Raw genomic sequence first — 14,992 nt, 5'->3', positions numbered from 1 at the left:
TAATATATATGAAATATCTGATAAGCTTTTTGTTTTTAGTCCTATCTTTTTCAATGAAGAGTGAGGCAAAAGTGACATTACCTTCCATACTTGGAGATAATATGGTATTACAGCAGCAAACAGAAGTCGAACTATGGGGAAAGGCCCGTCCCAATGCTGTTGTGACGGTGAAAACTTCGTGGAACAACCGGGTATATAAATCGTCGTCGGATGGAAAAGGAAACTGGTCTTTGAAGGTATCTACCCCTGTTGCGGGAGGGTCTTACAAGATTACTTTCAATGACGGCGAATTGCTCACATTGCAGAATATACTGATCGGTGAAGTCTGGTTCTGTTCGGGCCAGTCGAACATGGAGATGCCTATGGGCGGCTTCGACCGGCAACCGGTCAGAGGGACGAACGATCTCATCGCCAAAGCCAAGCCATCCACACCTATCCGAATGTACACTACAGATTCAAAGGATGGGAGATGGGTACGTCAGTTTAGTAAAACGCCTCAGGAAGACTGCCAGGGCGAATGGCTCGAAAATACCCCGGTGAATGTTTCCCACATCAGTGCCGTGTCTTATTATTTTGCACGTTATATACAGGAAGTGCTGGAAGTACCCGTAGGCATTGTTGTATCTACCTGGGGAGGATCGAAAGTGGAGGCATGGATGAGCAGGGAATCCATAAAGTCTTTTGACAGTATCGACCTTTCCATACTCGACAACGATGCTGAAGTGAAGAATCCCACCGCTACTCCGTGTGTGCTTTATAATGCGAAGATAGCTCCCTTGACTCATTTTGCTGTGAAAGGATTCTTGTGGTACCAGGGAGAAAGCAACCGTGACAATGCCGGTCTTTATCAGAGCCTTATGCCTGCCTTTGTTACTGACCTGCGTGCGAAATGGGGCAGAGGAGAGCTTCCTTTCTACTTTGTGCAGATAGCTCCTTTCAACTATGAAGGAGCCGACGGTACTTCGGCTGCCCGCCTGCGTGAAGTGCAGTTGCAGAATATGAAGGATATACCGAATAGTGGCATGGTGACGACAATGGATGTCGGCCATCCGGTTTTCATTCATCCCGTAGACAAGGAGACGGTAGGAAACAGGCTGGCCTATTGGGCATTGGCACAGACCTACGGTATGAAAGGATTTGGATATGCTCCCCCTGTTTATAAATCAATGGAGATACAGGAGAATAAAATCTATATCAATTTCGATCATGCCCAACGCGGACTGGGCCCAATGTGGACATCGCTCAAAGGATTTGAGATAGCAGGTGAAGATAAAGTGTTCCACCCGGCTTTTGCCGAAATAGAAACCAAGACTGCCCGGCTGGCTGTTTCGAGTGACAAAGTTCCTCATCCTGTGGCCGTGCGGTATGCGTATAAGAATTATGTAGAAGCAAGCATTTTCAGCATTCATGGTATCCCTGCGGCGCCTTTCCGGACTGATAACTGGTAATTCCGTATGAAATATATCCGTGAAAGTCAGTGCGTATATCCATGATTCCCTGTATCTTTGTGTCCTCATTAAAACCATCATTATGGAACTAAAGCATGGATACTATCATCTGATTGCCATACTAACAGTAGCTATCTGGGGACTGACATTCATTTCGACTAAAGTATTGATAAATCACGGGTTGACACCTCAGGAAATATTCTTTTACCGCTTTCTGATTGCATATACAGGCATTTGGGTCATTTCTCCCAAACGTTTGTTCACCGGTAACTGGAAAGATGAATTGTGGCTGGTAGCCGGAGGTATATTCGGCGGCTCGCTTTATTTCTTTACAGAGAATACCGCTTTAGGGATTACGCAGGCTTCGAATGTATCGTTTATCATTTGCACGGCTCCCTTGCTGACCACTATCTTGTCTCTGCTTTTTTATAAGAGCGAAAAGGCATCGAAAGGACTGATATACGGTTCTTTACTGGCATTGATGGGGGTAGGGTTGATTGTTTTTAACGGTAGTTTCGTACTCAAAATATCTCCGATAGGCGATTTGCTGACTTTGCTTGCCGCATTGTCCTGGGCATTCTATAGTTTGATTATTAAAAAAATGGCCGGACGCTATCCTACTGTATTTATCACCCGTAAGATTTTCTTTTATGGAGTGCTGACTATTTTGCCTGCTTTTCTCCTGCATCCGTTGCAGCCCGATACTGCCGTACTTTTGCAACCGGGCGTATTATTCAATTTGCTATTCCTCGCCGTGCTGGCTTCCCTGATTTGCTATGTACTGTGGAATGTAGTGTTGAAACAGTTGGGAACAGTTCGGGCATCCAATTATATCTATCTCAATCCTTTGGTTACAATGATTGCATCGTCCCTTATTCTGGATGAGAAGATTACTCTGGTAGCTTTGGGCGGTGCTGCTTGTATTGTCTGCGGAGTATATTGGGCGGAAAAGAAATAAAGTTCAGGGAGAACTCTTTATTTTAGGCTATATATTATTTATAAATGAATAAGACCGTCTCTGATAAGAAAGAGGGGCGGTCTTATTTTAGCTGTTTACATCTTATTTATCGAATAGGTAGTTGTTTACCTTTAGGAATTATCCGTCGCTGCTTTTATTTCTTTCGGATTTTAATTTGGTCAATCATAACTCCTTCGTCTAAAGCAGTGATTTTCAGACTCTGTTTCTTTGATGAACTTATTTTATGCGAAGTCGTTCGTTTTGCCTGATTGCTGAGGACATTCAGTTTCCATTCTTCACTTCGTCCTTCGGTGTGAAAGTCGACAATTTGTTCCGGTTCGTTTCCGATAGAAATAGCATATCTGATTTGTTTACCTTCAACCGGATGGTTAGGAGTTAAAGCAACCTCTATCAGGATTGAATCAGTATCATTAGCTTTAAAGTTATATATGACATCGCTTCCTTTAGATAGACTGATGGCTCCACGTTGATAACCCAGACCATGGGTAACGGGGCTTTCTCCGTTAAACTGGGAATAATCTTTTCCATTGAATAGGTAAAGAGGATGATCATCTTCCGGTAGCGGGGTGGTGGATCGGGTATGTGGAACTTTCTTGAATACCGGTAGGCTTTGTGGATAGCTCATCATTTTTTTCCATTTGCCGTTATTAAGGGAGTTATATCTCTCCATTAAGGAGGCCATGTTGTTGTATGCCGTATCGCTCAGTCGCCAGTCTGCTAATTCGTGGCGTGCCAGCTGTCCGTAAAGATGCTTTTTGTTCATTTCGTGGGCTGCACGAACAGGAAACTCGATCAACTGAAACCATACAAATTGTTTATCCGGAGCAACCTTTTGAGACATTGAGGTAACTTTAGCTGCAATTGTTTCGTATTCTTTAATGCGTTGTTTAATGTATTTTTCGCTCCATGGAAGATCGGAGATGATTTTGTATTTAGGGTCTTTTTCCTCTATACGTGTGTTGCCCATAAATTCCGGTTTACGTATGTAGGCAAGGCGGTAATATTCATTCATTACCGGAAGCAGTTCTTTGGCATTTTTTTCTCCGAACTCTCTGCTGAGCCAGGAGTATAAGTGCTTGTCCAGCCCGTTTATATTGTTTTCAATAGCATTGATATCCCATGCCATATCCAGGAACAATTCCGTAAGGTATTCACCGGGCTTGATATCGCCTACATTCAGTATCCACATATCTTGGGCTCCTTTGTCGTAGGCTAATTTCATTTGTGTATAAAGTTGGGCGGGATGGTTAGTTGCCAGCCAAAGGTAACTGTGCGGGCGTCCCCAGTATGAAATGTGATAATAAATACCATTTCCGCCTTTGCGTGCACGCTCTTTGCTGTCAGGGAAATGGCGGATGTACCCATAGTTATCGTCGCACCATAGCAAAGAAACATCTTCTGGCACTTCCAGTCCCATTTTGTAAACGTCCAGTACTTCTTTATAAGGGATGAATACTTGCGATACTTGCTCTACATTCGGATTTACATACTTTGCTATCATTTCCCGCTGGTCTTTGAGGACATTAGTCAGGGCTGCTTTCTGTTCTTGTAAGGTGTTTGCACCCTGCATCTTACCATCATGTACTCCACGGATGCCCAAAGTGTAAATATTATCGGAACCGGCGAGCTCTTTGACGCGTTCTTCCCAAAATCTGAGCACATTTTCGCGGTTGTTCACGTAGTCGTACTTTCCGGTTCCGGCTGTTTTCCATTCAGCATTGGTATTTCGCATCATTGGTTCGCAATGGGCAGTACCAATAAATATTCCATATTTGTCTGCAGTCTCCTTGTTACCCGGTGTCAGGTAGAAAGCGACGGAGCAGGTATGCATGGCAGGCCAGAATGTGTTGGCTCGCAGACGTAACAATAGTTCGAATATCCTTGCATGTGTTTTAGGGCCGATTTGTCCTTTCGTATCAGACGGCTCGTGGGTTAGGTAGCTCCATGGGGTTAGTCCCCAGTCTTCGTCGTTGATAAAGATGCCACGACGGGCAACCGAGGGATATTGGAGTGTTTTGAATCCTTCTTTCAGTTTGAATGATTGCTTTTTCTCTACAGGAGAATCTGCCCACCATTCCCAAGGAGATACACCGATCATTCGTGACAGTTCCAGAATGCCATAAGCAGTTCCGCGCTTGTCACTACCCAGTATGATCAGGTGGTTGTCTTTGACACTAACCAGAAAAGCTTCCTCATGCTGCTTTAGTTCCTGAATATCCTTGATAGCGATGAATTGTTCCGCTTTCTTATTCAGTCCGATTGTGCCTATGTATATATTTCCCTGTTGGTTACTTGTTTTCAACTCTCTGTCGAAAACATTGACATAGTCTTTCTGAAACATCTCAAGGGCGGTGTGGACCACTTGTTCTTCACTATCGTTGATGACCACTGTTACATCTTTATCATTCCGAAAGACAAAACCAGCTGAAGCATAAAGTGGAAAAATAACTCCGATTAAAATGCTGATGATTAATTTTCTCATGGATATTTTATGGGAATAAATGGTTAATTCATTTTGTTTTTAGAGCGATTGTTGCTGGTTGTACTCCTCCTGCACTCACTGTCAATTTCATTTCTCCGGGCTCGTAGCCGGAGCGGACAATTACCATTGCTCTTCCTTTGAAAAGCATCGGTTGAAGTGAGCCGAAACTTGCCATATCTGTTGGAGAAGCATTTCCGGAGCCGATGATCTTGCCGGTTCCTTTATGACTAATCTGTATTTTACGGTCATTGTGAGAGATGATATTTCCTTTTTTATCAACAAGTTCTATTAGTACATAGGAGAGGTCCTGCCCATGAGCTTTCATCTTTGTCTTATCGGCTGTTAATCTGAGGGCGACAGGTTCTCCGGTAGTTTCCAGTATGACGGAATCCCCTTTGCCGTTCTCGTTTACTTCCACTGCTGTTAGTTTCCCTGCCTGATAGGGCACTCTAAAGGAAGCTTTATATAGTTCGTTTGTTTCTTTCTCACCTACAAGAGAATCATTCAGGTATAATCTCACTTTAGAAGCACGCGTATATACATTAACTTTCATCATTTTATTTTCCATTCCGGGAAAGGTCCATGATAAGGATTCTTCAGGCCATCCCCAGAAACTTACTTTACGGATCTTACCTTCTGGGACAGGTGTTTCGACTGCCATGCTTATCTTTCTGTTGTGCCATAAAATATCACGATAGTAGGATTGAGCTTTTTTTACGCCTAAAAGGTCAATATCTCCACACCAGCCATTAAACCAGGGCCAACCCATGAACTGGTGTATGTTTTCTTCCGGATCTACTTCGATAGAATTGCCCAGTCCCGATTCGCCGAGGTAATCAATTGCTGTCCATATAAAATCTCCTATGACGTAGGGAAGCTTTTCTACTTTATCCCAGTTTTGAGATGCTTCGTTGGCCACACTTTCACTGCTGTACATGATGCGTTCGGGATATTTGGCATGGTCTTCCTCATAAAAACGCCACATATAATTGTAACCGGCTACATCAAGATGCCTGAAAGCCTTTTCAAGAGAAAGCATATTCTTCCTGTCTTTATCCCAGTACTTATTTACTCCGGCGGTGACAGGACGGGTATTATCATGCTTAAGTATTTCTTTTTTCAAATCTTCTGCAATCTTGAGTCCATTGTCCGAAATACGTTCCCTGATTTCATTTCCGATGCTCCACATGATTACCGAAGGATGATTACGGTCTCTTAGCACTAAAGACCGGATGTCACGTGCGCTCCACTCGTTAAAATAAAGATGATAATCTTCCGGATTCTTTTTTATTTTCCATTGGTCGAATGCTTCGTCAATAACCAACATGCCTAATCGGTCGCAAGCCGACATAAAACTTTCGGACATTGGGTTGTGGGAGGTACGTACTGCATTGAATCCATTTTGTTTCAGCAATTGTATTTTTCTTTCTTCTGCTCTGTCGAAGGCGGCTGATCCTAAAAGACCGTTGTCATGGTGAACACAGCCACCTTTTAATTTCATTGGTACTCCGTTGAGTTTAAATCCTTTTCCGGTAGAGAAATGTATGGTACGAATACCGAATGGGATGGATAGTTCGTCTTTCTTTTCTTTATTTTTCCAAAGACTGATGTTAGCTATATACAGCTCCGGTGTATCGGTAGACCATAACCGGGGTTTCTTCACTGTGATGGTAAAAGGAATTTCATGTTTATTTCCTGATGTCATTTTTACAGTGCTATTGGTGGTAGATACAACTTTTCCCCTGGGGGAAGTAAGGTTGATATTTACGGTATATTCTCCTTCTTCTGTATCTCCGTTAACAATGGTTGTGTTCAGTATGACGACGGCTTGTTCCTTATCAATGCTGTTGGTGCTTATGAAAGTGCCCCAATCCTCAATATAGGACGGTGAAGTACGGATCATCCATACATGACGATAAATACCCGATCCTGTATACCAGCGGGAGTTTTTGCCTTCATTTATAACTTTAACGGCTATTATGTTTTTCTCTCCTGCTGGCTTACAGTAAGGTGTTATGTCTACTTTGAAAGAGGTGTATCCGTAGACATTATAATACGCCTTCTGTCCATTGATCCATATTTCCGATTGGTTATAAATTCCTTCGAAGTATAACTCATGTCTTTTCCCGGCATCTTCCGGTGAGATAATGAAAGTTTTACGATACCACCCTTTGCCACCTACGGTTTGTCCGGTAGCAAAACCACCTACACTCTCACGGCTGAATGGTCCTACTACTTTATCAGGCTCCTGATTCTCGAGTGGCTCGATGCTCCAGTCATGGGGAAGATCCACTTTTCTCCAGGCAGAATCGTTGTAAACAGGTGATTCTGCATTCCTAACGTCTCCCCGGTAAAAATACCAGTTTCTGTCGAAAAGAGACTTTCTTTCAGATGCTTTCATGTTTAGGGATGGAAGCATACTCAATAAAAGTAAGTACAAGAAATATTTAAAAAGTCTTGTCTCATAATGGCTGATATTACTCATAGATAGCTTATAGATTGATTATTTTAGAGTTAACCTTTTTAATTTGTTGCAAAAGTAGCGATATGTATAATAAATGTTTTTTCCTATATTTGCATATAGTTATTTCAAATTTGCAATTAACAGAGCTGGTTATGAGAAAGATAATGAACGAGCAGCTTCCTATATCGAAGTCATCCCCTTTGAAGGCTCGTTTTTATGACTACCCTTACTTCACTTATCCGTGGCATTTCCATACGGAGTATGAAGTTATCTATGTAAAAGAAGGTACGGGGATGCGGTTTGTCGGAAATAATGCGGAGAAATATGCGGATGGTGATATCATTTTGCTAGGCTCTGATCTGCCCCATTATATGAAAAGTGATGATGTATATCAAAAAGAAGGCAGTACACTCCGGACAACAGGTACTATCATCCAGTTTGAAAAAGACTTCATGCACCATGCCTTTAATTACTATCCCCATTTCATTAAGATCAAAAATCTGCTTGAAGAGGCACAACGGGGGATTTACTTTCCCGCAGGCTGTTCTTCAAGACTGGTTGAGCTGCTCGAATCCATTCCGTTGGAGACAGGGGTTGACCAGATCACTTCTTTCCTGCAACTTTTGAAAGAGATGGCAAACGTTACTTCCCGGTCTGTAATATCGACTTCTGACTTCGAGAATGATATTATATATGATGGATCGAGAATCGATAAAATCATAGCTTACCTGAATAAAAACTATACGCGACAGATCGACCTGAATGAAATATCCTCTCTGGCTGCCATGAATCCTGCTGCATTCTGCCGCTTCTTTAAGAGTAAAACGGGCAAATCGTTTAAGAATTATATATTGGAGATGCGGATAGGATATGCATGTAAACTGCTGCTTATGGGCGATATGAATATCTCGCAGATTAGTGTGGAGTGCGGATTTGATACTATTTCCCATTTTAACAAGTCATTTAAGAAGCATACCGGATTCAGTCCGTCTTACTATAAAAAGATGATGCTGGCTGAATAAGAAAAAGAGGCGAACGAGACGTATGGACATAAAAAAAGGGTCAACGCCTTGACCCAACCTTTGTTAACCTTAAATCTAATACTATGAAAAACACATTGCAAAGATACGGACTCTTGGGAAATTAGCAAATAATCCAAGTAAAATAGCATGTTTTATAACACGTTTTAAGATTTTCTTCCTGCTTGTTAAGAAATCGGACCTGCTTTTTTAAAAGGATGCAACACTAATTGTGAAAATTGAAACAGGAAATTCCGTTGATTCTCTGACGAAAAACTGTTATCTTTGCTCCGATAATCTCATTATTCACTCAACAAAAAAGAAAAGGAGCGAACCGTGAACGAAGAAGAAATCGTGCTTACCCCCATGATGAAACAGTTTCTGGACTTGAAAGCCAAACATCCGGATGCAGTGATGCTGTTTCGTTGCGGTGACTTTTACGAAACATATTCTACAGACGCCATTGTTGCATCTGAGATTTTAGGAATTACACTGACAAAACGCGCTAATGGGAAAGGAAAGACCGTTGAAATGGCAGGATTTCCCCATCATGCGCTCGATACATATCTTCCGAAGTTGATTCGTGCCGGAAAGCGTGTAGCTATCTGCGACCAGTTGGAAGACCCGAAACTGACGAAGAAACTGGTGAAAAGAGGTATCACCGAACTGGTTACTCCCGGTGTCTCTATCAATGACAATGTACTGAATTATAAAGAAAATAACTTCCTGGCTGCCGTTCACTTCGGAAAGGCTTCCTGTGGAGTTGCTTTTCTGGATATATCTACCGGTGAGTTTCTCACTGCGGAAGGTCCTTTCGACTATGTAGACAAATTGCTGAATAACTTCGGACCGAAAGAGATTCTTTTTGAACGGGGCAAACGCCTGATGTTCGAAGGTAACTTCGGCAGCAAGTTCTTTACTTTCGAACTGGATGACTGGGTCTTTACTGAAACTACCGCCCGCGAGAAACTGCTGAAACACTTTGAGACCAAAAACCTGAAAGGCTTCGGGGTGGAACATCTGAAGAATGGTATTATCGCTTCCGGCGCTATCCTGCAATATCTGACGATGACACAGCATACACAGATCGGGCATATCACTTCGCTGGCCCGTATCGAGGAAGATAAGTATGTGCGTTTGGATAAGTTTACTGTCCGCAGCCTCGAGTTGATCGGCAGTATGAATGATGGCGGCAGTAGTTTGCTCAATGTGATCGACCGGACAATCAGCCCGATGGGGGCCCGTCTGCTGAAACGCTGGATGGTTTTCCCGTTGAAAGATGAGAAGCCCATCAATGACCGTCTGAATGTGGTGGAATACTTTTTCCGTCAGCCGGACTTTAAGGAGCTGATTGAAGAGCAGTTGCACCTGATAGGAGACCTGGAACGTATTATCTCCAAAGTAGCCGTAGGACGGGTGTCGCCACGTGAGGTAGTTCAGCTGAAGGTTGCTCTGCAGGCTATTGAGCCCATTAAGCAGGCTTGTCTCGAAGCGGATAATGCCAGTCTGAACCGGATAGGCGAAAAACTGAATCTTTGCATTTCTATTCGTGACCGGATTGCTAAAGAGATCAATAATGATCCTCCTTTGCTGATCAACAAAGGTGGAGTGATTAAAGACGGTGTGAATGAGGAACTGGATGATTTGCGCCGTATCTCCTACTCCGGGAAAGATTATTTGCTGCAGATACAGCAGCGTGAGAGTGAGCAGACGGGTATTCCGAGCTTGAAGGTAGCTTACAATAATGTATTCGGTTATTATATAGAAGTCCGCAACATACATAAGGATAAGGTTCCGCAGGAATGGATTCGTAAGCAGACGCTGGTCAATGCAGAACGCTATATCACACAGGAACTGAAGGTATACGAAGAAAAGATTCTGGGAGCGGAAGATAAGATTCTCGTCCTGGAAACCCAGCTTTATACTGACTTGGTGCAGGCATTGACGGAGTTCATCCCGCAGATACAGGTTAATGCAAATCAGATAGCCCGTCTGGACTGCCTGTTGTCTTTCGCTAATGTGGCGCGTGAGAATAATTATATTCGTCCGATTATTGAGGATAATGATGTGCTGGATATCCGCCAGGGACGTCACCCTGTGATTGAAAAGCAGCTTCCGATTGGTGAGAAGTACATTGCCAATGACGTAATGCTGGATAGTACCACACAGCAGATCATCATTATCACAGGTCCGAACATGGCAGGTAAGTCTGCGCTCTTGCGCCAGACTGCACTGATTACGCTGTTGGCGCAAATCGGTTCGTTTGTACCTGCGGAACGTGCTCATATCGGCTTGGTAGATAAGATTTTCACCCGTGTGGGTGCCAGTGATAATATTTCGGTAGGCGAGTCTACTTTTATGGTGGAAATGAATGAGGCTGCGGATATTTTAAATAATGTCTCTTCCCGGAGTCTGGTGCTATTCGATGAGTTGGGGCGCGGTACGTCTACTTATGACGGTATTTCTATTGCCTGGGCCATCGTAGAGTATATCCACGAACATCCGAAAGCGAAAGCACGCACCTTGTTTGCCACCCATTATCATGAACTGAACGAGATGGAGAAATCCTTCAAGCGTATCAAGAACTACAATGTGTCTGTGAAGGAAGTGGACAATAAAGTGATTTTCCTCCGTAAACTGGAACGTGGAGGAAGCGAACACTCCTTCGGTATCCATGTAGCAAAAATGGCGGGTATGCCGAAGAGTATTGTGAAGCGTGCCAATGCCATTTTGAAACAATTGGAATCGGATAACCGTCAGCAAGGTATCTCCGGCAAACCATTGGCGGAAGTCAGTGAGAACAGAAGCGGTATGCAACTCAGCTTCTTCCAGTTGGATGACCCGATACTTTGCCAGATTCGCGATGAGATACTCAATCTGGATGTGAATAATCTTACTCCGATTGAGGCGTTGAATAAGCTGAATGATATTAAGAAGATAGTCAGGGGCAAATAATGATGAACTGCACTCCTAAAGTTCTGTGTCCAACTTTTGGGGTGCAGTTCAGTTATTTCCTGCACCCGTAGATTTCCACATCCCCAATGCGGGCTATACCATCTTCCCCTGCATCCTGTATCAGCAGGCGTACATATCTTCCGCTTGTCGGAGTGATATCTACGTCCGTCACGGATACTGTATTCTCTTTTTGGATATCTACACGAGTCCATTTCTTGCCGTCCTGACTGACTTCTATTGAAAAAGACCGTGTATTTAGTCGTTCCGGCAGTCCTGCGTTTCCGGAATGACGTACTACATAACGACTGATCAGGTATTCATTTTTAAAATCGAATTGTATCCAAGCGCGGTTCCCTTCTTTCTTAGATATCCACAGGTGTCCTTCGCAGGGCGTGCCGTCTGCTGCAAACTTCGTTTCTGTGGAAGTCGGACTGGAAGTAATCTTCATTTTGGGTAAGAGTGTCAGATTGAAAGGCAGGTAATTGGCCTGATTGTGAAGATTGAAGAAATGGTCGCCCCGGCAGATTACAATATTGCCCAGTGATAGTTCTTCCAGACGCTTCTTCAAGGCAACGATATTGTCCGGTCCCATTTTCCAGGATTCACCTTGTGCGGAAAGGAATATGGGATGCGAACCGTCAAATTTGGCTATGGTGTCTCTCCAGAAGGAGTAGATTACATCCACTCCGTTGGCATAACAAGGAAGATTCGGAACGAAGGCGAGTTTATGGTCCTGTATGTAAGTCGGCACTTTATACGGGCGTCGTTCCCAGTCTTGTTGTGTCAGGCCGTACAGGTAACGGCAGTTACGGGCATAAGCTCCCATTTGCTCCTGATTTACTTCGTCCCAGATGGTGATGACACGCAGTCCGCTTTTCTCCAGGTATTGCTGGGTCAGTTTTGCATAAGGGGTGAAGTCTGTTCCGGAGGTTGCATTCCAAAGATAATTGTGAGCGTCGTAAATCAACGAATATCCCATACCGGAGGGGCCGGATGCAAAGAAGTCGTTGGGGGTGGCTGTCGTGTAATAATGATTAAGCAGTCCCGGTCCGAAGTCCACTAATCCCGGGCTGATCGTCCAGTTGATAGGTATCACGCCTCTTCCTTTCTTGTCCCATAGTTCGGACATGGCATGCTGGCAGTATTGCACGTTGTCGCCGTCGCTCATATATAGTGCCAGATAAATTTTGTTTTCCAGTGCGGGCATTTTGGGTATTTCCGGATACTGAATCTGCTGTTGCATGCCTGCATACACTGTTGTATTTTCATAGAAATCGGAAGGGATGGTTGAGAGCCCATATTCTGTGGCAAGGCCTATACCGGAGCGTTCTTCGGCATACCAACCGGTAATGATGCTTTCTCCCGGCTGCATGGTTTTCATAAACTTGCGTAATACTGTATTTTCTTTCCAGTCACGTGCGTCCAGCCACACGATAGCTGCTCCTGATGCAACTGCCAAGTCGCGTACAAAGCCGCGTTGGGGCGGAAGGCTGATGAGCAGACGGTGCGTGCACTTTTTCCAGTACTGGTCGTACATGTATTCGTAGATTTCCGTGGCTTTGGTGTAAGGCAGCTTTCTGAGGTCTGCCAATACGGGAAGCTGGATATTTTGTTGCTTTAAAAGCTCGTATAGTTGGGAAGTTACGGGAATTGCATCTTCCAGTCCGGCAACTGTTGAGGCCAGGTTCAGGTAATGGACGCTCTTTTCCGGATCGTATAGAATCACTCCTTTCAGTTCATTCTTGTATTTGCTTACTAACCGCATGTATTGGGTAGCTTCGAGTTCGTTGACGGATAAATTCAGCAAGCGGGGCCATTTATGTTTACCTTCGCTGAAATGCTCGTACAAGAAGATGCGTGGTTGCCGCTTGTTGATTATCCCCTGTACAGCCAGCAGCATCGTCTTTTCTTCCGAAGATAGCTTACCCTGTTTCATATCTATTCCGTCCAGCTGTGATGCAGGAGTGGCAAAATGAGGCAGCATCTGACCTGCCGACCAGTAAGTTCCGCTTTCTATGGTTTGGTGTTGGCTGACAGGAATGTATTGGTTGGTTCCCTGTTGAGCATATAATACAGAGACTGGCAGGGATATAAAGCATGTCAATATAAGAAGTTGTCTATAGAATAGTTTCATTGCTATGTGTATTAGTGTGTTTCATTTCAGAAACTCTTCCACCTTTTTGTGAAATAAAGAAAGATGATGACCGTCAATAAACCCGTGATGAATAGTCATGGCGATAGGCATCACCAGCTTGCCTTCCCTTACGATGGCTTTTCCGGCATTCAGCAGCGGATAGTTGTTACCGCTTTTCTTTTCCTGTGTGCCGGTGATGGAAGTAAAATATAGGTCGGGAGTTGCGCTTAGCAGCATCAGCCCGTAATCTCCGTCCGCTACTTCTCCGTTTTCTGCTGCATATGGATCACCGTCTTCGGGGATGGCTTCAATAATCATTTTGGCTTCCCGATAGAAAGTGTCGAAATCGTTGTGGTAAGGAAAACGAGTGGTGAAGAACTTGCCGTTCTCTTTTATCTTGATGGGAGAAAGCATATCTATGGTGTCATAGAGCACCACACGCCCCTCCGTATCGATGCGGTAACGAAACTCCGGAATCTCGTTGGCTGCACGCAGCACTGCGTACAGATAGTGGAGAAAGAAAGACTGTCCCGCCGCTTTGGCTCGCTGTTTGGCGCCTCCGCATTCTACTTCCGAGGTAATGGATAATTGGGGATTCTGGAAATGGCGGAAGAAGTTGAAATTCTCCTTCCGCTCCCAGTTTTCTATATCTATAATCTGTTTCATTTCTTAGCTACTTTCTTCCGGTCATAGAAGAACATGAAGTAGATACCTATGATGATGAATGGAACGCTTAGCCATTGTCCCATGTTGAACATCATGTGATCTTCGAAGGCTTCCTGATTCTCCTTCACAAATTCGATGAAGAAACGGAAGGTGAAGATATAAGCCAGACAGAGACCGAAGAAGAATCCACGGTGTAGTTTCTTGCTATAATTCTTGTAAAGATAGAACATGATGAAGAACAGAATCAGGTAGGCAATCGCTTCGTAAAGCTGTCCCGGATGGCGGGGCAACATGTCTACCCGTTCGAACACGAATGCCCAGGGCACGTCGGTCGGTTTACCGATAATTTCGGAGTTCATCAAGTTTGCCAGACGGATGAAGCAGGCAGTGACAGGCGTAGCGACAGCAATCATGTCCACTACATCCATATAATGAAGCTTCGTCTTGCGGCAATACAGCCAGAGAGCGATCATCAATCCAAGTGTACCTCCGTGGCTGGCAAGTCCTTCGTAACCGGTGAATTTCCATCCTCCGCCGGGCAGGAACTTGATTGGCAAAAGCATTTCCACAAATCCTTTTCCGCTTGTCAGATACTGTCCCGGATCGTAGAACAGGCAGTGTCCCAGACGCGCGCCAATCAGAATTCCGAAGAAACAATAAAAGAAGAGGGGATCAAATTTCTTCTCGTCTATTTTTTTGTCACGATATTGGTAGTGGACGATGATGTAGGCAAAGAAGATTCCTACTGCCCACAATAATCCGTAGTAACGGATAGAAATGCCGAACAGGTTGAATAGTTCGGGGTTCGGATTCCAATTGATAGATAATAAGAGGCTATTCATGTT

At 44.0% G+C, this 14,992-nt stretch carries 9 protein-coding genes; 4 read left to right on the top strand and 5 right to left on the bottom strand.

What is annotated here, in order from left to right; all coding sequences use genetic code 11:
- Positions 1-8: 8 nt before the first annotated feature.
- Both HMPREF2794_RS19285 and HMPREF2794_RS19280 read left to right on the top strand, forming a co-directional pair.
- A complete protein-coding gene (locus tag HMPREF2794_RS19285) occupies positions 9-1,448 on the top strand; it encodes a sialate O-acetylesterase (protein WP_070752276.1) in 1,440 nt (479 codons plus the stop codon).
- 82 nt (positions 1,449-1,530) lie between these two features.
- Positions 1,531-2,406, top strand: a complete 876-nt coding sequence (locus HMPREF2794_RS19280) for a DMT family transporter (RefSeq protein ID WP_055269283.1) — start codon at positions 1,531-1,533, stop codon at positions 2,404-2,406.
- A gap of 154 nt (positions 2,407-2,560) precedes the next feature.
- On the opposite strand, the gene HMPREF2794_RS19275 is transcribed toward HMPREF2794_RS19280, so the two are convergent.
- Both HMPREF2794_RS19275 and HMPREF2794_RS19270 read right to left on the bottom strand, forming a co-directional pair.
- Positions 2,561-4,909, bottom strand: coding sequence for a glycosyl hydrolase 115 family protein (locus tag HMPREF2794_RS19275; RefSeq protein ID WP_070752274.1), 2,349 nt, complete (start codon positions 4,907-4,909; stop codon positions 2,561-2,563).
- Between the two features lie 28 nt (positions 4,910-4,937).
- On the bottom strand, positions 4,938-7,310 hold the full coding sequence (locus HMPREF2794_RS19270; RefSeq protein ID WP_083312145.1) for a glycoside hydrolase family 2 TIM barrel-domain containing protein: 2,373 nt from the start codon (positions 7,308-7,310) through the stop codon (positions 4,938-4,940).
- 215 nt (positions 7,311-7,525) lie between these two features.
- Here HMPREF2794_RS19270 and HMPREF2794_RS19265 point away from each other — a divergent pair, with 215 nt between their 5' ends.
- Positions 7,526-8,395 (top strand): AraC family transcriptional regulator, encoded by an 870-nt coding sequence (locus tag HMPREF2794_RS19265; protein ID WP_022301328.1) that lies wholly within the window; start codon positions 7,526-7,528, stop codon positions 8,393-8,395.
- A 363-nt stretch (positions 8,396-8,758) separates the two neighbouring features.
- Positions 8,759-11,347 carry a DNA mismatch repair protein MutS gene (mutS, locus tag HMPREF2794_RS19260; RefSeq protein ID WP_070752488.1) on the top strand — a complete coding sequence of 863 codons (2,589 nt, stop codon included), beginning with the start codon at positions 8,759-8,761 and terminating at the stop codon, positions 11,345-11,347.
- 52 nt (positions 11,348-11,399) lie between these two features.
- Here the strand turns inward: mutS and HMPREF2794_RS19255 are convergent, their stop codons facing one another.
- From HMPREF2794_RS19255 to lgt, 3 genes are read right to left on the bottom strand one after another with little or no spacing between them, the layout of a single operon-like run.
- Positions 11,400-13,481, bottom strand: coding sequence for a discoidin domain-containing protein (locus HMPREF2794_RS19255; RefSeq protein ID WP_070752270.1), 2,082 nt, complete (start codon positions 13,479-13,481; stop codon positions 11,400-11,402).
- Positions 13,482-13,502: 21 nt separating this feature from the next.
- Entirely contained in the window at positions 13,503-14,147 is a 645-nt protein-coding gene (locus HMPREF2794_RS19250; protein WP_070752266.1) for a chloramphenicol acetyltransferase, read from the bottom strand.
- Positions 14,144-14,989, bottom strand: coding sequence for a prolipoprotein diacylglyceryl transferase (gene lgt / locus HMPREF2794_RS19245; protein WP_010535890.1), 846 nt, complete (start codon positions 14,987-14,989; stop codon positions 14,144-14,146). The genes HMPREF2794_RS19250 and lgt overlap by 4 nt, the downstream gene beginning before the upstream one ends.
- Positions 14,990-14,992: the final 3 nt, after the last annotated feature.

Source organism: Bacteroides sp. HMSC067B03, from assembly GCF_001811315.1.
Taxonomy (GTDB): Bacteria; Bacteroidota; Bacteroidia; order Bacteroidales; family Bacteroidaceae; genus Bacteroides; species Bacteroides faecis.
The sequence above is the reverse complement of the archived record's forward strand: the minus strand, read 5'-3'. Positions and strand labels throughout refer to the sequence as shown.

Bases quoted from the DNA above. Each gene is read 5' to 3' on its own strand.
- HMPREF2794_RS19285 (WP_070752276.1), top strand. From the start codon at position 9: ATGAAATATCTGATAAGCTTTTTGTTTTTAGTCCTATCTTTTTCAATG.
- HMPREF2794_RS19280 (WP_055269283.1), top strand. From the start codon at position 1,531: ATGGAACTAAAGCATGGATACTATCATCTGATTGCCATACTAACAGTA.
- HMPREF2794_RS19275 (WP_070752274.1), bottom strand. From the start codon at position 4,909: ATGAGAAAATTAATCATCAGCATTTTAATCGGAGTTATTTTTCCACTT.
- HMPREF2794_RS19270 (WP_083312145.1), bottom strand. From the start codon at position 7,310: ATGAAAGCATCTGAAAGAAAGTCTCTTTTCGACAGAAACTGGTATTTT.
- HMPREF2794_RS19265 (WP_022301328.1), top strand. From the start codon at position 7,526: ATGAGAAAGATAATGAACGAGCAGCTTCCTATATCGAAGTCATCCCCT.
- mutS (WP_070752488.1), top strand. From the start codon at position 8,759: ATGATGAAACAGTTTCTGGACTTGAAAGCCAAACATCCGGATGCAGTG.
- HMPREF2794_RS19255 (WP_070752270.1), bottom strand. From the start codon at position 13,481: ATGAAACTATTCTATAGACAACTTCTTATATTGACATGCTTTATATCC.
- HMPREF2794_RS19250 (WP_070752266.1), bottom strand. From the start codon at position 14,147: ATGAAACAGATTATAGATATAGAAAACTGGGAGCGGAAGGAGAATTTC.
- lgt (WP_010535890.1), bottom strand. From the start codon at position 14,989: ATGAATAGCCTCTTATTATCTATCAATTGGAATCCGAACCCCGAACTA.